The 19,731-nt window shown below is 30.4% G+C and carries 16 protein-coding genes, 1 pseudogene and 1 riboswitch; of the genes and pseudogenes, 14 read left to right on the top strand and 3 right to left on the bottom strand.

The window, feature by feature from the left end; genetic code table 11:
• Window positions 1-396 precede the first annotated feature (396 nt).
• The 8 genes from HGI79_RS19985 (at window position 397) to HGI79_RS19950 (ending at window position 10,313) form a co-directional block, all read left to right on the top strand.
• Complete coding sequence (locus tag HGI79_RS19985) at window positions 397-1,713, top strand: gluconate:H+ symporter (protein WP_185652434.1); 1,317 nt, start codon at window positions 397-399, stop codon at window positions 1,711-1,713.
• Window positions 1,714-2,212: 499 nt separating this feature from the next.
• The gene (locus HGI79_RS19980; protein WP_185652433.1) at window positions 2,213-3,934 is read left to right on the top strand and encodes a methyl-accepting chemotaxis protein; all 1,722 of its coding nucleotides are present in this window, start codon (window positions 2,213-2,215) and stop codon (window positions 3,932-3,934) included.
• A gap of 15 nt (window positions 3,935-3,949) precedes the next feature.
• Complete coding sequence (locus HGI79_RS19975; RefSeq protein WP_207725856.1) at window positions 3,950-5,260, top strand: sugar ABC transporter substrate-binding protein; 1,311 nt, start codon at window positions 3,950-3,952, stop codon at window positions 5,258-5,260.
• A gap of 258 nt (window positions 5,261-5,518) precedes the next feature.
• On the top strand, window positions 5,519-6,220 hold the full coding sequence (locus tag HGI79_RS19970; protein ID WP_185652432.1) for a serine/threonine protein kinase: 702 nt from the start codon (window positions 5,519-5,521) through the stop codon (window positions 6,218-6,220).
• 37 nt (window positions 6,221-6,257) lie between these two features.
• On the top strand, window positions 6,258-6,695 hold the full coding sequence (gene msrB, locus HGI79_RS19965) for a peptide-methionine (R)-S-oxide reductase MsrB (protein ID WP_185652431.1): 438 nt from the start codon (window positions 6,258-6,260) through the stop codon (window positions 6,693-6,695).
• 2 nt (window positions 6,696-6,697) lie between these two features.
• Window positions 6,698-7,549 carry a GNAT family N-acetyltransferase gene (locus HGI79_RS19960; RefSeq protein WP_185652430.1) on the top strand — a complete coding sequence of 284 codons (852 nt, stop codon included), beginning with the start codon at window positions 6,698-6,700 and terminating at the stop codon, window positions 7,547-7,549.
• A 90-nt stretch (window positions 7,550-7,639) separates the two neighbouring features.
• Entirely contained in the window at window positions 7,640-8,416 is a 777-nt protein-coding gene (locus HGI79_RS19955) for a S9 family peptidase (RefSeq protein WP_185652429.1), read from the top strand.
• Between the two features lie 163 nt (window positions 8,417-8,579).
• Window positions 8,580-10,313, top strand: coding sequence for an ABC transporter ATP-binding protein (locus tag HGI79_RS19950; protein WP_185652428.1), 1,734 nt, complete (start codon window positions 8,580-8,582; stop codon window positions 10,311-10,313).
• Between the two features lie 420 nt (window positions 10,314-10,733).
• Here the strand turns inward: HGI79_RS19950 and HGI79_RS19945 are convergent, their stop codons facing one another.
• The 3 genes and pseudogenes from HGI79_RS19945 to HGI79_RS23565 all read right to left on the bottom strand — a co-directional run.
• Window positions 10,734-11,354, bottom strand: a complete 621-nt coding sequence (locus tag HGI79_RS19945; RefSeq protein WP_185652427.1) for a GGDEF domain-containing protein — start codon at window positions 11,352-11,354, stop codon at window positions 10,734-10,736.
• Between the two features lie 43 nt (window positions 11,355-11,397).
• Window positions 11,398-11,607, bottom strand: a complete 210-nt coding sequence (locus HGI79_RS23570; RefSeq protein ID WP_313885240.1) for a TrkA C-terminal domain-containing protein — start codon at window positions 11,605-11,607, stop codon at window positions 11,398-11,400.
• A 162-nt stretch (window positions 11,608-11,769) separates the two neighbouring features.
• Window positions 11,770-12,159, bottom strand: a pseudogene (locus HGI79_RS23565) (chloride channel protein); the annotation flags it as partial.
• A 506-nt stretch (window positions 12,160-12,665) separates the two neighbouring features.
• A riboswitch (cyclic di-AMP (ydaO/yuaA leader) is annotated at window positions 12,666-12,796 on the top strand.
• 114 nt (window positions 12,797-12,910) lie between these two features.
• Between HGI79_RS23565 and dapB the strand changes: the two are divergent.
• The 6 genes from dapB (at window position 12,911) to HGI79_RS19910 (ending at window position 19,704) form a co-directional block, all read left to right on the top strand.
• Entirely contained in the window at window positions 12,911-13,732 is an 822-nt protein-coding gene (gene dapB / locus HGI79_RS19935; protein WP_185652426.1) for a 4-hydroxy-tetrahydrodipicolinate reductase, read from the top strand.
• A gap of 44 nt (window positions 13,733-13,776) precedes the next feature.
• A complete protein-coding gene (ablA, locus tag HGI79_RS19930; protein ID WP_185652425.1) occupies window positions 13,777-15,048 on the top strand; it encodes a lysine 2,3-aminomutase in 1,272 nt (423 codons plus the stop codon).
• The gene (gene ablB / locus HGI79_RS19925; protein ID WP_185652424.1) at window positions 15,032-15,889 is read left to right on the top strand and encodes a putative beta-lysine N-acetyltransferase; all 858 of its coding nucleotides are present in this window, start codon (window positions 15,032-15,034) and stop codon (window positions 15,887-15,889) included. Before ablA ends, ablB begins: the two co-directional genes overlap by 17 nt.
• A 216-nt stretch (window positions 15,890-16,105) precedes the next feature.
• Window positions 16,106-17,419 carry a M48 family metallopeptidase gene (locus HGI79_RS19920; protein ID WP_241428285.1) on the top strand — a complete coding sequence of 438 codons (1,314 nt, stop codon included), beginning with the start codon at window positions 16,106-16,108 and terminating at the stop codon, window positions 17,417-17,419.
• Window positions 17,420-17,680: 261 nt separating this feature from the next.
• The gene (locus HGI79_RS19915) at window positions 17,681-18,628 is read left to right on the top strand and encodes an L-lactate dehydrogenase (protein WP_185652435.1); all 948 of its coding nucleotides are present in this window, start codon (window positions 17,681-17,683) and stop codon (window positions 18,626-18,628) included.
• Window positions 18,629-19,008: 380 nt separating this feature from the next.
• Window positions 19,009-19,704 carry a metallophosphoesterase gene (locus HGI79_RS19910; RefSeq protein ID WP_185652423.1) on the top strand — a complete coding sequence of 232 codons (696 nt, stop codon included), beginning with the start codon at window positions 19,009-19,011 and terminating at the stop codon, window positions 19,702-19,704.
• Window positions 19,705-19,731 lie beyond the last annotated feature (27 nt).

Raw genomic sequence — 19,731 nt, 5'->3', positions numbered from 1 at the left:
AGATATACTAAAGGAGTTTTAGGCACTTACACTAAACGTGCAGCATCACCTATGAAAGGTGGATATATGGAGTAAAATTCTTAATTGCAGTTGGTATGTTGGTGGTGTGTTATGACTGCCAACATATCCAGTTGACTAAAGAAAGTTTTAAAGCTTTATATGTATAGGGTTACAGCTTGACAGTTTAACTTATACATATAAGGTTATCTAGATAACCTTAGTATTTAAAGCTATTTATAAATTAAATTATTAATTTGGAATCCTATATGTAGAAAAGTCAGAAAATATTTCTTTATCGGAATTTTGATTAAGTTAATTCGTTGAAAATTTTATGTCATTTAAAATATTTAAATAATATTTAATACAGAAAATTAGTTATTTAAGGGGGAAAAGATTATGCCATTATTAATTGTTGCTATGGGTGTTGCATTATTACTATTACTGATGTTAGGTTTCAAAGTTAACGGCTTCATATCTCTAATACTAGTTTCACTAGTTGTTGGTGTTGCAGAAGGAATGCCAGCTATAAATGTAATTAAGTCTATACAAAACGGTATGGGAGGAACATTAGGTTATCTTTCTCTAGTTTTAGGCTTTGGAGCTATGCTTGGTAAGCTTATTGCCGATACTGGTGCGGCTCAAAGGATTGCCACCACTCTGATAGATAAGTTTGGAAAGAAAAATATACAATGGGCAGTTGTTATTACTGGATTTGTAGTAGGTATTGCCATGTTCTATGAAGTAGGCTTCGTTCTTTTAATTCCTTTAGTGTTTACCATTGCAGCCTCAACAGAACTTCCACTTCTATATGTAGGAGTGCCTATGGCAGCGGCTCTTTCAGTTACTCACGGATTCTTACCACCACATCCTGGTCCAACAGCTATAGCGGTTATATATGGTGCTAACATAAGTATGACTTTAATTTACGGGCTTATCATAGGAATACCTACAGCGATTTTAGCAGGACCTATATTTTCAAAATTCTTAAAGAGATTTGAACATGAACCACCAAAAGGTTTATTTAATCCTAAGATATTTAAAAATGAAGAAATGCCAGGTTTTGGAACAAGTGTTTTCACTGCTTTAGTACCAGTTATTTTAATGGCACTTGCAGCAGTTTGTGAAATGACACTTCCTAAGACATCAGGAATAAGACATACCTTTGAGTTTATTGGAGACCCAGTTATGGCTATGTTTATCTCTGTTATAATTGCAGTGTTTACACTCGGAGTAAACAGAGGACATAAGATGACAGATGTTATGAATATAATTGCTGAGTCAATAAGCGGTATTGCTATGATACTTTTAATCATCGGTGGAGGCGGAGCTTTCAAGCAAGTTCTAATCGACAGTGGTGTAGGTAAATATATAGCAGCTATAATGGCTGGATCTCATATGTCACCATTACTTCTAGCATGGATTGTTGCAGCTATACTTCGTTTATCCTTAGGATCAGCAACTGTGGCTGCTATGACCACATCAGGAATAGTTCTTCCTTTAATTGCTACTACTCATGCTGATCCAGCATTAATGGTACTTGCAACAGGTGCAGGAAGTCTTATATTCTCTCATGTAAACGATCCAGGATTCTGGATATTTAAAGAATACTTTAATCTAAGTATTGGTGAAACATTAGCATCGTGGTCAGTTATGGAAACTATAATCTCTGTTATGGGGTTAGTTGGGGTACTGCTTATAAATATGTTTGTTTAAAATACAGTAACAGTTTTAATAAATCTCTATAATATAATTAAAAAAGTAAGTACAAAATTTTAATGATAAACAAGAAAAGCCTGAAATTGGAGATATGTTTTTTTCAGGCTTCTCATTTCACAAATATTGTAGCTTATAGGATTCAAAAGTGAAAATTTAACTTATACTTCGGGTTATATTACCATGTTTCGTCACGTTAAATATTTTTAATTAGTCTAAACTCAAACTCGAGAAAAACCTAAGAACTTTGATAAACTCGTACCTCAGTTCGGACCAACTTATCAATTACCATTGATAAGTCGCTCGTTAAAAGCCATTTAGGTTTTTAACCATATCAAAAGTTCTAAGATTTTTCTCAAATTTTCGCTAAGACTAATAAAAAAATATTTAAATGTGACTTCAACATTGGTAATATATCCCTACGTATAAGTTAAATTTTCACCAAGGAAACCTATATAAACAAATCTTAAACTGAGGGTTTAAACAATGGAGTTGTAATATGAAAAAGAATAAAATTTTTAACATGGAAGGTATATCTATTAGAGGAAAACTATTTATAGGATTTTCACTTATAATTTTATTGTTAATCTTAATTAGTAGCATAGCAATTTTAAAAATGATAGGCATGGGTAAGAATACAGTAGAAATTAACAAAAATCAAATTCCAAAGGTTATACTGCTAAATGAATTGAGTAGAGAAGTTTATAATGCAGAGTCCTTATCCACAAAGATGCTTCTTGAGCAAGATAACAGTGAAAAGCATAAATATCAAGAACAATTAAAGATAACTTTAGAAGATGTTAAGAAAAAAAGGAAAGAGTATGAAGCATATATTTCAAGCTCTAGAGAAAAAAAGTTATATAATTTTTTTTCCAATAACTGGAATGATTTTGAAAGTAAAGTTCCAGTTATCATACAAAGTTCAGATGCGCAGGATTTGGAGCAAGGTTATTCTGTTTTAAAAGGAGACAGGTCTATATTAATATATGATTCAATATTATATCTAACAAAGTTAAGTAGAGATGAGGCAAAATTACAAACGGAAAAGTCCGTAAACTTATTTAAATCTGGATTAATCTTTATTATATCCTTAAGTATTTTAGCAATTATATTAGGTGTTATTATTACATTAGTCATTTCTGAAATTATTTCAAAACCTTTATCTCAATTAGTAGTTCAAGTTAAGGCTGTTGCTAAAGGGGATTTAACAGTAAAAACTATAGAAATAACCAGTAGAGATGAAATTGGAAGTTTAGCTGAAGACATGAACTTCATGATAAATAATTTAAAAGATATCATTACACAAGTATATAATGATTCGGAGTTAGTAGCTGCCACTTCGCAGCAACTATTTGCTAATGCAGAGCAGACAAGCAATGCAGCAGTACAAATTGCTGAAGCAATACAAGTAGTTGCTGATGGAACAGAAAAACAGTTAACAACTACAAAGTTTGTTACAGAGGAAGCTGAGGATATATTTAATAAAATAAATAATATTAATTTAAATATCGATAGTGTAACCAATTCTTCTATTACAGCTATAACTAAGGCTGATGAAGGCGATAGGGTAGTATCAAAAACTATTGAGCAAATGAATTCCATTAATGAAAAGGTAAAGAATTCAGTTCATATAATACATAAGCTAGGAGAAAAATCAAAGGAAATTGAACAAATAACAAGTTTAATTAATAATATAGCTGGTCAAACTAATTTACTTGCTTTAAATGCAGCCATTGAAGCAGCACAGGCTGGTGAACAGGGAAAAGGTTTTGCTGTTGTGGCAGAAGAAGTAAGAAAATTAGCAGAGCAATCAGCAAAGGCAGCTAATCATATAAGTAAACTTATTAATGAAATTCAACTAAATACTGAAAGTGCTATTCAGTCAATGGATGAAGGTGCTATGGCTGTTGATGAAGGGATGTCTATGATAAATATAACAGGTAAAACTCTTAAGGAAATATTACAATCTATTAACCATGTATCATTACAAGTTAAATCTGTATCTTCGGTTATTAAAGGTGTAAATGTAAATACTAAAAACATGGTTAGCTCTATAGATAGTTTTAATAATGTATTAAAAAATAGTGCAGCAAATACACAAAATGTATCTGCTGCTGTACAAGAGCAGACAGTTTCTATGGAAGAAATCTCTACATCAGCTAACAAGCTTTCTAAAATGAGTGAAGAACTTCAGAATTCTGTTAATAGCTTTACGTTATAGGAAGGAGGCTTTATATTGAAGTGGAAGTTTAAAAAAAACATTACAAAATCACTAGCTATTTTACTTGCTATAAGTCTAGTCAGTAGTTGTGATGTGTCAAATAAAATTAAAGGACAAACTGATGAATATGATAAAAGTATAAACTTAGTTGCAGCAAATCATCCTTGGTTTGAAGCTGTGAAACCACTAATACCAGACTTTGAATCAAAAACTGGTATAAAAGTAATTATACAAAGTTATCCTGAGGATTATCTTACAGCGAAGTTGACAGTACCACTAACGGGAGAATGGGATACACCAGATGTATTTATGTATCGTCCATTACAAGAGGGTAAGTTCTTAGTAAAGAATGGCTGGTTGGAATCTCTTGAGGAATATGTAACATCTGATAGTTCCTATGATTTTAATGATTTTTCGAAAAGTGCAGTTGGAACAGCCACTATAAATAATAAGCTAGTGGGTATACCACTTATTACTGAACAAGAAATTCTATATTATAGGAAAGATCTTTTAGAAAAGGCAGGGGTATCCGTCCCTAGAACAATAAATGAATTGCAGGCAGCAGTGCAGAAATTACACAATCCAAGTAATGGAATATATGGTTTTGTTGCTCGTGGGCAGCGTTCTGCGCTTGTTACACAAGTTTCCTCATTTATTTATTCTAATGGAGGAAATTTTACTAAAGAAGACAAAGCTACAATAAATACAAATGAAGCAGTAGAGGCTTTTAATACATATAGCTCCCTTTTAAAAAATTATAGCCCTAGTGAGGCGGAAAAATGGTCTTGGCCTCAAGCTATGAGTTTCTTTACAGATGGTAAAGCAGCATTTTATACAGATGCCAGTTCACTTTATAAAAATGTAGTTTACGCTACCAATTCAGAGGTTTCTAAGAATATTGGCTATGCCTTATTTCCTGCAGGTAAGGCTGGTTCTAAACCTTATAATGTAACTCAATGGGTTTTAGGCATGAATACTTATTCTAAACATAAAAAAGAAGTTTGGGAATTTATTAAATGGGCTACAAGCAAAGATATAGTACTTAAAACACAACAAAAAGGAAATTCAGGAGCACGTAATTCTGTATGGAACAAAGAAGAAGGAACATCACGTTTTCCAGCGGAGTTAGTTTCGGTTATAAAAGAATCATCGAAAGTTGGAGTAGGCCATGATAGACCAGTAGTAGTTAGCGTTGGAGAGGCAAGAGATGTTGTAGGTTCCATTGTAGAAGCAGCTATACAAGGAAAGAATGTAAAACTGGAAGCGGATAAAGCTAATGAACAATTGCAGAAAATTATAGATAAGGATAAAGAAAAACTTAAATAGGTTAAAGGTCACCTAAATAACTCTGCTATTTTTAGTAAGCAGAGTTATTTTTTTAACAACATGTTCATAAAACATTTAATAATATCTGGACTAAATTAGTATTAAGAGGATATCTTTATAAATAGATAGAGTAAAAAATATAGTGTATAATATAATGAATGAGTTAAATATTTATTTTCATAAATAATTTTACTAAATATACGGATTTATAAATAACCATAGTTATATAACTATTTAATTGTTAATAAGAGGGTAGCAATGGTACATGATAATACGAAACATAAATTATTTAAAAAAGGGAAAATTGAAAATTTAGTTTATAAAGTTGAAGAACAATTATTAAAGCATATATCAGTTAAAAGTATTACTCCATATAATCCTGTAAAGGTTGATTCCATACCAACTCCTTGGATATTATTGGGCACAGGGAATTATGCTGCTGTTCTATACCACCCGGATTTTGAGGATTTAGTTGTAAAAATATATGCTGAGGGCCGTTCAGGAATCCAGGAAGAGATACATGTATATAGAAAGTTAGGACATCATCCAGCGTACTCTCAGTGTTTTCATCACGGAGAAAATTACCTTATTTTAAAGAGATTAAAGGGAAATACTCTTTATGACTGTTTAAGAAAGGGTATTACTATTAAAGAAAAGGTAATTATTGATGTTGATAAAGCTTTAGAGTATGCTGTTAAGCAAGGACTCCATCCACATGATGTACATGTAAAGAATGTTATGGTTATAGAAGGAAGAGGAGTCATAGCAGATGTTTCAGACTTTTTAAAACAGGGTGATTGTTCCATATGGGAAGACTTAAAAAATGTATATTATAAAGTATATCGTAAATACTTATATAAGCTAGCTATTCCCATTCCCTATATTATTTTAGAGCTTATTAGGAAAGGATATAGATTATATAAGACTGTAAAAAGGTTTTTAGCGCAGAGAAAAGCTTAAAAATATTAATAAAGTTTAGGAGTTAATAGGAGTTAATATGAATAAAAAAGAAGAAGCCTTAAGAAAGTTAACACCACTGCAATACAAAGTCACCCAGGAAAATGCTACAGAAAAACCTTTTGAAAATGAATTTTGGGATCATAAGGAACAGGGAATTTATGTTGATATTGTGTCAGGAGAACCTCTTTTTAGCTCTCAAGATAAATTTGATTCAGGCTGTGGCTGGCCCAGCTTTAGTAAACCTGTAGACAGAAAAAATTTGAAGGAAAAAGCTGACTTTAGCCACAATATGCATAGAATAGAAGTTAGAAGTAGAGATGGAGATTCACATTTAGGACATGTATTTAATGATGGGCCTAGTGAAAGAGGCGGTCTACGATATTGTATAAACAGTGCTTCATTGAGATTTATACCAATAGATAAGCTTGAAGAAGAGGGGTATGGTGAATATTTAAAACTGTTTAAAGAGGAATAAAAATGGTAAATTACAAAAGATGTTCAGAAGTTAAAATAGATTTAGTGTATGAGGCATTTAAAAATGGATTTTCTGATTATATAATTAAACTGGAAATATCTAGAGATGTTTTTATTAGCCGTTTTTTTGGTCAAGAAGGTAATAATCTTTATCAATCATTTATTGCACTTAATGCTGAAAAACCAATAGGGCTGATTTTAGGTAGTGTTAAGATGTATGAAGGCATTAAAACTATTAGATGTGGAACTCTAGCAGTAGTTCCTGAGTATAGGGGTAAGGGTGTAAGTACAAAATTAATGGAACTACACAAAAAAGAAGCAGTTAAGCAAGAGTGCAAGCAGTCAATTCTTGAAGTTATTACAGAAAACCACCGAGCAATAAGCTTTTATAAAAAATTAGCATATGAAAAAGTTTATGACTTAACATATTATGCATTACAAGATTTTAGTAAGCTAAATAGCGAAAGTAGATTTAAAATATATATTAATCCTAGCAGCATAGAAGAACTTAAATTGGTTAGAGAAAAAATTAAAGATATACATATTAACTGGCAAAATCATATAGAGTTCATTGAAAAATCGGAAGGACAGATAACTTTAGGATGCTATATTAATGAAAAGCTAGCGGGTATCATTAGTGCAAATAAAAATACTAGAATAAATTTTATTTGGGTAGAGAATGCTTTAAGACATAAAAATATTGCTTCAAATTTAATAGTAAAAGTGATAAATGAATTAAAATTGTCTAAGGTTTCTATTGGTTTTTCTAGTAACTCCTCTATTTATGGATTTGTTAGACATGTGGGATTTAAAGAACATGCAATTAAACAGTACGAGATGTATTGTATTTTCTAATAATTTTACTAAGAATTATATAATAAAGATTTTGTGTTACAATAACCTATAGTATGTTTTTGATACTACTTAGAAAATAGGGGTGATATTATGATTGGTAATTTTGTAATTAAAAATAAAGCAGGTATAAAAATAAGGGGCGTTATAAATAAACCAAAAGGTTCTGGAAAGATTCCTTGTGTAGTATTTTGCCATGGTTTTACAGGAAACAGAATGGAGCACCATTATATGTTTGTAAGTATAGCGAAAGCCTTAGAAAGCATTAATGTAGCCTCAATAAGATTTGACTTTACTGGTAGTGGAGAAAGTGATGGAGAGTTTATTGATATGTCCATTTCTACTGAAATAGAAGATTGTCAGGCAGTAATAGAATTTTGCCAGACTTTAGATTATATTGATAAATCAAATATAAACATTTTAGGTTTTAGTATGGGAGGAACTATAGCTGTAGTAAACTCAGCTAATAATACAGATGTAATAAAAAACACTATTCTTATCAGTCCAGCAGTAGATATGTATAATTTATTTATTTCTGAGGTAAGAGAAGAAAAGTTAACCACACTTATTGAAAAAAATTATATTAATTTTGATGGAAACTTATTAAGTAAGAAAGCTGTAGATGATGCATTTAATTACAACATATTTAACTATGTAAAACAAATAACACAAAATGTACTTATAGTCCACGGAACTAATGATAAGTCTGTTCCTCCTATGTATTCTAAAAAAATTGAAGAAATATTACAGTATAAAGCAAGATTAAAATTTGTTAAAGGTGCAGATCACTGCTATACTACACCAGAATACCATAATGAATTAATTGAAGAAATAGTAAGTTTTGCTGAAAACAATATACTAATACATTAGTATATTTAAGTTGAAAAGTAAGATTACTTTTTAGTCAACTATAAATAAGTTTGAGGTTTCCTCAAACTTATGTTCATGTATTGAATATTTAATAATAAAGTGATATTCTTATTTTATTGAATTTTTATAGCAGAATTATGATTAGCAATAAAGGAGGTAATATATGAGTATATTAAGGAAGTTTATAGACTACTACATACCTTATAAAGGTATGTTTTTTATGGATATGTTTTGTGCACTTATTCTTTCCACTATAGATTTAGTGTTTCCACTTATAGTTAGATACATGTTAAATGATGTGTATACACAAAGCAGCAGCCAGATAATCCATCTGGTTATTTATATAGGAATAGGTTTATTTCTTATGTATGTAATTAGATATTTCTGTCAGTACTATATAACATCTTGGGGGCATATAATGGGAGCTAAGATGGAAGCAAATATGAGAAGTGATATTTTTAATCATTTACAAAAGCTTTCATTTTCATATTATGATAGCAATAACACCGGTAAGCTTATGTCTAGAATAGTTACTGATCTTTTTGACATTTCAGAGCTTGCTCATCATGGACCTGAGGATGTATTCATATCTATATTGAAAATACTAGGTTCTTTTGCAATATTAATGAATATAAATGTTAAAATTACAGCTATTTTATTCTTTATAACCTTAGCTATGCTTTATTTTTCCTACTTTTATAATAAAAAGATGAAATATATATTTAAAAAGAATAGAGAAAAAATTGCTAATGTTAACGCTCAAATTCAAGACAGTCTTTCAGGTATAAGAGTTGTAAAATCTTTCTCAAACGAGCATATTGAAAATGAAAAATTTAAAATGGGAAATGAAGAGTTTCTAAAGACAAAAGAAACAGGATATTTCATAATGGGAAAATTCTTTAGTGGTAATGGATTTTTTCAGGGAATTCTTTATTTAGCTGTAATACTAGTAGGTGGTATCTTTATTAGCCGTGGTGAAACAAAAGTATCGGATTTAGTAATATATATATTATATATCAATATATTTTTAAATCCTATTGATAAGCTAGTGAACTTTACTGAACAATATCAGAGAGGAATAACTGGCTTTGAAAGATTTTTAGAAATCATGAATACGCAACCAGATATACAAGACAAGGAAGATGCTAAGGATATAAAAAATCCTAAAGGGGAAATAGAATTTAAAAATGTATCTTTTGGATATAATACAAACACAATATTAGATAATATAAGCATAAAAATTCAAGCAGGAAAGAATATTGCTTTAGTAGGTCCGTCTGGCAGTGGAAAAACAACCTTCTGCAGCCTTATTCCGAGATTCTATGAGATTAGTAAGGGAACTATAACTATAGATGGAGTTGACATTAAGGATATAAAGTTAAAATCTTTGAGAAACTCCATAGGTATTGTACAGCAGGATGTATACATGTTTACAGGTACTATAAAGGAAAATATTGCTTACGGTAAACCAGGAGCTTCTAATGATGAAATAGTTGAAGCTGCTAAAAAAGCTAATGCCCATGAATTTATAATGAACTTAGAAAATGGGTATGATACTTTCGTAGGAGAGAGAGGAGTTAAGCTTTCGGGAGGGCAGAAACAAAGAATTTCTATTGCAAGAGCCTTCTTGAAAAATCCTCCTATATTAATCCTGGATGAGGCAACCTCTGCTCTTGACAACGAAAGTGAAAAATATATACAAAAATCCCTTGAGGAATTAGCTAAGAATAGAACTACTATTGTCATTGCACATAGATTGAGTACTATAAAAAATGCTGATAAAATACTTGTTTTAACAAGTGATGGCATAGAAGAATCAGGTACTCACGAAGAACTTATAAACCAAAAGGGTGTATATGCTTCTCTATATAATTTACAATTTGAACAGGTTTCATAGAAATTTACAAATAGACATAGATTTAATTCTGTGTCTATTTATATTATAAAGTGAAACTTTACTCAGATGGGGTTTCGGACAAATTTGAGTATTCTAAGTATCAATTGAATCAGTACAGCGTATAGCAGACGCTAACCCACCACGTGTAGAGGTTGAAGTTGTATATTTTTTGTTTTATTTTGAACTAGAATATTTTAATAAAACTCTACAAGTAAGTAACATCACTACTTGTAGAGTTTTAGTTTTACTTTGATTAATCAAATAAATGCTTTTCTATAGAATCTAAAACTTTCTTTTTCTCTAGCCTTATTTATATACGTTCTATTTTTAACTCAGATACTTACTTTCCATATCTTTTAACTGAGAAGAAACAAGGATTAAGTCCTTATTATACTACTTTTTTAATCTCATATAAGCAAGTTATTTACTATATTTTTTAAATAAATCGTCAAGGGCCTCCCTTAGAAGAAACGCTTCAGTCCTATCCGTTGATTTAGAAAGCTTAGAAAGTCTGTCAAGTTGAGTCTTAGTAAAATAATTTGATTTTAAAACCATGCTTTCTGCTTCAGAGAGGCAGATTCTATTTTTACCTAATTCCTTTGCTCTAAACAAAGCACTATCTGCTACTCTAAAAAGTTCAACTACATTCTTAGCATCTCTAGGATAACTTGCCACTCCGAAGCTTAAAGTAAAGTAAATATTCTCAGTTTTATCGTCATAATTTAAGCTAAATGTGTTATCTGATAAATATCTTCTTATCTCCTCCAACTCCATAAAACTTCTTTCAGCACCTTTTTTCACAAGTAGTATAGTAAATTCATCACCATTTCTACTAATAAGGTCTGTAGAAGATAAGTTATTGTTTAAAATTGAAATAAATTTTTTTATTACTTCGTCACCGATAGGATTGCCATATAAATTATTTAAATTTTTAAAATCATCAATATCAGCTACTACTACACTAAAGGGACCTTCATTCTTAAGTATTAATTCTTCAATTTTAGATATTATTTCTTCCTTTGAAGCAAGTGTCATATCCATTCCATAAGCAACCTCCAATATATAATTGTTAACTTTATGATTTTTACTTACAATTATTCACCATTACTGATAGTGATTCAGTTATCCAAGCAGCTTTATACTCGTTAGTGAGAACAATAAGATAATCTCCAGGGTAAATTAAAGTATTATCTTTTGGGATTATTTCCTTTCCCCCTCGTTTAACACCAACTAATAAGCAGTCATCAGGCCATTCAACTTCCTTTATTTTCTTGCCATCCAGCATTGATCCCATACATCCAGCAATTTCTAATATAGCTTTTGTTCTATTGTATTTAATAACTTTATTACTATGTATTGCGATTTAAAAATCTATCAAGTAAAGATTCATAAATAGGTTTGGAATTATAAAATTGAAAATTCTGCTAAATCCTAAGCCTACCGAAGCACCTAATTAAACTGAAGGACCTTCTCTTCTAAGAGAAAGTCCTGATCCAATAGACAATACTCCGTCAATAAATTTACCAAGAATAACCTTTAACCAGTCCATATCAATTTTTCTTAGCAGAACTCCTTTCACTTGGGGAATTCCACTACCACTAATCATAGGCTCCTTTTTAACTAGTAGCCCTATTATGTAACCTATAATTATTAGAGCTGCAACCCAAAAAGGAAGAAGCCAATACTTTTGAGACAATATCATATAAAGTTTGTTAATTATGTTTAAAGAATCTTCTAGCAAATATCGATATAATACGACAATAAATCCTGTAAATACACCTACAATAATTCCTTCAATTATAAGCTTAAATTTAAAATTATTCCAGTGAAATAAAGTATTATAAGTAGTATTATACTCATTTGCTTCCGTTAATTTACCCCTATTCTAAAGTACAAGATAAAGTGAAACTTAATTCAGGTGGGGTTTTTGACCCCATCTGAATTATAGTTGAACCAATCCAACGCATATCAGCTCTTAACTCACCGCTTGTAGAAGTGAGAGTCTTAGGGATGATAGTCGAATGGATAAAATTTTTATAAAATTTTATAACACAACTAGTTGTAGAGCTAAGGAAAAATTACGCAAGATAACTGCATTAAACTCCTAGATTCCAATTTATAATATTAACACCTACATATATATGTGTCAATATATATCGATATATATATATTGACACATATATATTAAAGTGATATGGTTATATATACAGAGCGATAAGTATAAAGAACTTACTAATTCTCAAATAAAGATTTAAGTATTAATGAAAAATGACAACTAATTTTTATCTGAATTTTATTTATGGTGCACCATATTAAAATTATGGAAAAACATGTAGTTATTAAAAAAATAAAATACTAGTAGCGCTGAATCAATTGAGCGGGAGAACCAATTTTTGGGGTGAATCTTGTTATCATAACAAGTAGGGTTAGTTTCTTCGACCCGAATCCGTCAGCTAATCTCGTAAGCGTTGAAGAGAAGTTTTTTTGGTATACTCATATTATACTTTTTTTGGTATACCTATAAATAATCAGGCTTTATAAGCTGCAGAGACTTCTCTGCAGCTTATTATTTTGGGAATAATTAAGGAGGATTTTTTATGATAAGAGTATGTTTAATTGGTATTGGTAAGACAGGAAGAGAAATTGCAAAAACATTGCTAGAGCATAAGGATATAAAACTTGTGTCAGCTATGTGTAGTCCTGATAGTACTAAAAAAGGAAAAGATTTAGGTGAAGTTATTGGAATTCAGGAAATTGGAATTAAAATAGAGAGCACCGATAAATTAGAAGAAACGTTATTAAAGTCTAAGCCAAATGTAGTCATTGATTTTTCTAAACCTGAGGCTACTTTGAAAAATGCAGAGATAGTATCAAAGATGAAAGTTAACATGGTGATTGGTACTACAGGTTTTTCAGAAGTAGATTTAAAGAAAATAGAAATTTTAGCTCGAAATAATCATAATGGAATAGTATATGCGCCCAATATAACACTTGGAGTCAATGTACTCATGATTCTAACAAATTTAGCATCTATTTTATTGAATAATTATGATTTTCACATTTCGGAAATCCATCATAAAAACAAGAAAGATAGCCCATCTGGTACAGCATTAAAGATAGCTAAGGAAATAGAGAAAGGTTTATTATACTCAGGTAAAGACATTGATGAAGCAGATATACCTATAAATGCAGTGCGTGCTGGTGGTGTAGTTGGAAAACATGAGGTGTTAATTGCTGGTGAGAATGATAGAATTACAATTTCTCATGAGTCCTTTTCAAGAAAAGTTTTTGCTTTGGGTGCAATTCACGCAGTAAACTTTGTGCAAAACAAAATTGGCTTTTATGAGATGAGTGATGTGCTAGGTTTATCAAAAGTTATAGCAGATTTATATCTATCAAAAGAGACGAATGCAATATAAATAGTTTGATATATTATTGTTAACTTTTAAAAGGAGTGTTTAAGTTGAAAAGAAACTATAAAGATATACCATTATGGAAAGAGGTAACAGAAAAACAGTGGAATAGCTGGGAATGGCAAATTGCTAATAGAATTACTACCCTTGAAGAATTAAAACAAGTAGTTAACCTTACTGAAGAAGAAAAAGAGGGAGTAAAGGCTAGTCTTAAAAAGCTAAAAATGGCTATAACACCTTATTATGCAACGCTAATTGATGTGGATAACTATAAATGTCCTATTAGAAGACAAGCAATTCCAACTACTCATGAGGTAAAAGTTTCTAAATATGATAGCAGTGATCCACTGCATGAAACTTTAGATTCGCCTGTCCCCGGATTAACCCACAGATATCCAGATAGGGTTCTGCTTCTAGTTACTGAACAATGTTCTATGTATTGCAGACATTGCACAAGAAGACGTTTTGCAGGACAAGAAGATGTTTCTTTATCAAATAATGATATCTTGAGGGCTATTGAGTATATAAAATGCCATAAAGAAGTTCGAGATGTATTGTTATCAGGTGGTGATGCACTGTGTATATCGGATGAAAAACTTGAATTTATATTAGAAAATCTAAGAAATATAAAACATGTGGAGGTTATAAGAATTGGAACTAGAGTGCCAGTTGTTATGCCACAAAGAATAACTGATAATCTATGCAATATCATAAAGAAGTATCATCCAGTTTGGATTAATACACATTTCAATCATCCAAGTGAAATAACCGAAGAATCAATATTAGCATGTAAAATGCTTGCAGATTCAGGGGTTCCTTTGGGAAATCAGTCTGTACTGTTAAGGAATATTAATGACTGTCCTTATATCATGAAAAGTCTCATGCATGAGTTAGTAAAAAATAGAGTAAGACCCTACTATATATATCAATGCGATTTATCTGAAGGAATTGAGCATTTTAGAACAACAGTTTCAACAGGTGTAGAAATTATTGAGCTTTTACGTGGGCATACTTCTGGATTTGCGGTACCTACATTTGTAGTTGATGCTCCTGGAGGTGGTGGAAAAATACCTATAAACCCTCAATATTTAGTATCACAATCACCAGAAAAATTAATATTGAGAAACTACGAAGGAATATTATGCACTTATACTGAACCATCTGACAAAACACATGAATGTAAAAGTTGTGGAATATGCAACAAGTTTAAGAAGGATGAGTATAAAGGTCTAGAAAAACTCCTTAGAGATGAGTGGGTCTGCCTAACACCAAGAAGTAATGTTAGAATAAAAAGGAGAGAACAGTATGAGAAATGTAGATAGCTGTAAATTAAATAATAATTCTTATATTAAAATAGATTTAGCTAAAATATATGTGGACTATACTAATAGCCGTGTGAAGATAATTGATTTTAAAGATATTTCAGTACAAAATCTAAAGAGAATAATTCACTTTGCATCGAAGAATCATTTAGGCAAGGTTATTTGTAACTGTGATATCAATTCATTTAGAAATTTTGTTGATGCAAAGTTTCAATTAGAAGGTAAAATAGATGGTTATTTTAAAGGGCAGGATGCATTTTGTATGTCTTACTTTATTAGCAGTAATAGAAAGCTTAGGAAAAATTCATCTAAGGAAAATTTATATTTAAGTCAATCTCTAGAGAAAAATGATACTTTTTCATATAATGATGACTCTAAGTATTGTATAAGAAATGCACAAGAAAGTGATGTAAAGCAAATGGCTGAACTATTCTCTAATATTTTTTTCACATACCCTTCTCCAGTTTATGATGAGGAATATATAAGACAAACTATGAAGGAAAAAGTTTTATATAAGGTTGCTATTGATAACGGGAAGGTAATTAGTGTGGCCTCAGCAGATATGGACAAAGATAACTTAAATGCAGAAATAACTGATTGTGCTACCTATCCAAAGTATAGAGGAAAAGGCATACTATCAAATGTTATCTATTCTCTAGAATCAGATTTAAAAGATAGAGGATTCATTACTCTGTATAGTCTTTCAAGGGCAATAAATTCAAGTATTAATTTTGTGTTGAGCAAACATGGTTATAAATTCAGAGGAACACTGATAAATAATTGTAATATATGTGGTGGTTTTGAAGACATGAATATTTGGGTAAAAAAGATCCTAATTTAGTTACACCAGTGGTATATAGATCGTAAACTTTAAAACTGAACTTGTCTAATTTGTATAGAAATAAGGCAATGATATTAAATGTATCATTGCCTTATGTTATAATTATTATTCAGAAGAAGTGATTATGTGAGTAATTTAATGGTTAGAAGTCAATGGATAAAAAGTTATGTATAAGCATATATTATATAAAACACGTAGAAGTATGGGGGAATATTATTGAAAAAAGAGTTATCAATATCAATAATTCTATTTTTATGTTTAATGATTGGATTTATATTTAGTGTAAAAATAACTGAGGAAAGAAATGACACATACATAAAGCACAAATATGTATATTCTGCTGAGGAAAATAAAAAACAAATCAATTACATAGCTCCACCAACAGAAAAGGCAATAGAATATCAGCATAAGAAGGTAGCTTTATGGATTACAAATTTAGTTTTAAGTATTGGTATACCTGCAATATTTTTATTTTCAAGATTTTCTGCAAATATAAGAAATTGGGCACAAAGAAGGAGCAAGAGAGCATTTATTACAATTATATTATATTTTATTGTTTATAGCACAATTACTACAATAATAAGCTTACCTATTGATTATTATAGCAGTTTTGTTTTAAAGCATGCTTATGGACTTTCAAATCAAACTTTTCTTAAATGGTTTGAAGATATTTTAAAAAATTTCATACTATACACAGCAGCAGCTTCAATTTTTATTTTCTTATTATATACATTAATTAAGATATCTCCACGTAGATGGTGGCTTTATCTTGGACTAATGTTAATACCTATAATATTTTTTCTAACCTTTGTTTCTCCTGTGTATATTGATCCAATATTTAATAAATATGAAAGATTACAGGATAAAAATCTAGAAACTATGATATATAAACAGATAGATAAGACTAATATAAAAAACTGCCAAGTATTTCAGGTTAACAAAAGTGTTGATACAAAAGAAATGAATGCCTATATGACAGGTGTATTGAACACAAAACGAATTGTACTTTGGGATAATACTATAAAAAATCTTACCTATGGAGAAGTTTTAGGTATTGTTGCTCATGAAATGGGTCATTACATAATGGGGCATGTGTGGAAGGCTATTATAATTGCTGGTGTAGGTAGTATATTAGTATTCTATTTTATAAATAAAAGTGCTTTATGGATGTTAGAAAAATCTCAAGGTATTTTTGGATTTAATAAATTACAAGACATAGCTTCAATACCTATGCTTATACTACTTTTAAATATATTTATGTTCGTTGTAACTCCAGTTTCTAATGCATATTCCAGATATACAGAAAGAGAAGCTGATAGATTTGAACTTGAACTGACAAAAAATAACGATGCTGCAGTGTCATCTACAATAAAACTTCACGAGAACAGCTTAGTACTTCCTACTCCAGGAGTAATATATAAGCTTTGGAATTATGATCATCCTACCTTTGAGGAGAGGGTAGAATTTGCAAAAAACTATAAACCTTGGGAAGAAAACAAACCTATAAAATATAAAAACTATATAAAATAAGGAAAAAGCATCTTGATAAAGGTGCTTTTTATCTTATTTTTAATAATAAAAATATAGTACATACTGATATAAGAGATATCTAAGTAAAAAAATATTATATTCCATAACCTATTTTACATACATAATATAAATTAAAAAGAGAATATTTTGTGGGAATTTTGAATGATTATTTTCATATTGTACAAAATTTAGAAGAATGATATCTTTTCATGAGTAAATACTATACTGAACATAATAGTAATGAATAAAAAGGGTGATAAAATGATAAGTAAAGATGCTAAAATATCAGTAATTGGAGCAGGATTTGTGGGATCTACTACTGTTTATGCAATAATGATGCAAAAACTTGCATCAAGAATTGTAATAGTAGATTTAAATGAAGAAAAAGCAGAAGCGGAAGCTCTCGATATTGCTCACAGCGCGGCTTTTGTTGAAGATATAGTTATTGAATATGGCGATTATTCTAGTACAAAAGATTCTGATATAGTAATAATAACAGCAGGACCACAGCCTAAGTATGGTGAAAGCAGATTAGATGTCTTGAAAAAAGGGTTATCAGTTAATGCTTCTGTTGTTCCTGAAGTGGTTAAATATAGCCCTAATGCAATAGTAATTCAAGTAGCTAATCCAGTAGATATACTAACATATCAGACATATAAGCTTTCTGGTTTTCCTAAAGAAAGAATTATTGGTTCAGGAACTGTAGTTGATAGTGCTAGATTAAAGTATTCCATTGGTAAAAAATATAACATAAATCATAGAAGAATTTCAGCATATGTATTGGGAGAACATGGTGATTCACAGGTAGCAGCATGGAGCTCTATTACTGTATCTGGAATACAACTGGATGAATATTTAAAGAAATTGAACTTAAGCATAGATGATGAAATTAAAGATGACATTTCTAACATGGTTAAAAGAGTTGGTTTTGATATAGTTCGTGGCAAGGGATACACTTCCTTTGGTATAGGTACAGCAGTATCCAGCATAGTAAAAGCTATAGTTGATAATGACAATACTGTGTTACCAGTTTCAGCTCTATATTCAGGACAATATGGAATTGATGATGTATATATTTCGGCTCCATGCATTATAAGTGCAAAAGGAATAAAAAATATACTAGAAATAGATCTTTCGAAAGAAGAATCAGAAAAATTACATGCTTCTGCTAATTTAATAAAAGGACTTAATAAAAGCTCAGGATTGTAATATAATGATATAAGGTTCAGTGGGAAAAACTTAACTTATACTACGGGATATGTTAAGATTTTAGCAATAAACCTATAGATAACCGCAGTGAAAATTTAACTTGTACGTAGGTATATATTACCGATACTGTAGTCACATTTAAATATTTTTTTATTAGTCTTAGCGACAATTTGAGAAAAATCTTAGAACTTTAGATATGTTTGAGCAGAGCGAGTTTATCAAAGTTCTTAGATTCTTCTCAAATTAGAGCTTTAGACTAATTAAAAATATTTAACGTGACGAAGTATGGTAATATATACCGCAGTACAAGTTAAATTTCGGGCATCGGTATCTATACGTTGAATTCCAAGTATTTAACTGAGATGTATGGAGGTAAAAGTATGAGAATAGCAGTGATTTCGGATATTCATGGTAATTTGGAGGCTTTGAATACTGCCCTTGAGAATATTGAAGGGAAAAATATTGATAGTATAGTTTGTCTTGGAGATTTAGTTGGTTATGGGCCATATCCTAATGAGGTTGTAGAGGTAATTAGAAAGAATAAAATAACTAGTATTCTTGGGAACTATGATGCTGCTGTGTTAGAGGAAAAGTTTAACTATATAAGAGACACAGAGGTGAATAAGTCTTGTATGCCTTGGGCCGCTAAGGAGTTAAGAGAAGAAAATAAAGCATATCTAAGATCTTTACCTAGGAAAGTTATTTTAACCTACGAAAATAAGAGCATATGCTTTGTTCATGGAAGTACTAGAGCTATAAATGAATATGTGAATGAAGGATCAGAACAAGCTAAAGAAGTTATGGAACTGCTTCAAGAAGATATACTGGTTTGTGGACACACTCATATACCTTATAAAGAGACATATGGAAACAAGCTGTTGATCAATGATGGAAGTATAGGAAAGCCTAAAATAGGAAGACCTAATGGAACTTATTTAATTATAGATATAACAAAAGAAGCTGTTGAAACAGAAATTATTGAATTTCAATATGACTATGAAAAGACAGTAAAGGCTATGAAAGAAAAGAATATAAATTCAAAGTGTATTAGTAACATAATGACGGGTATAGAATAGAATATTATAAAAAATAAACTATATGTA

Source organism: Clostridium sp. DJ247, assembly GCF_014231265.1.
Note: the sequence above shows the minus strand (reverse complement) of the source record. Positions and strands in the feature narration are given on the sequence as shown.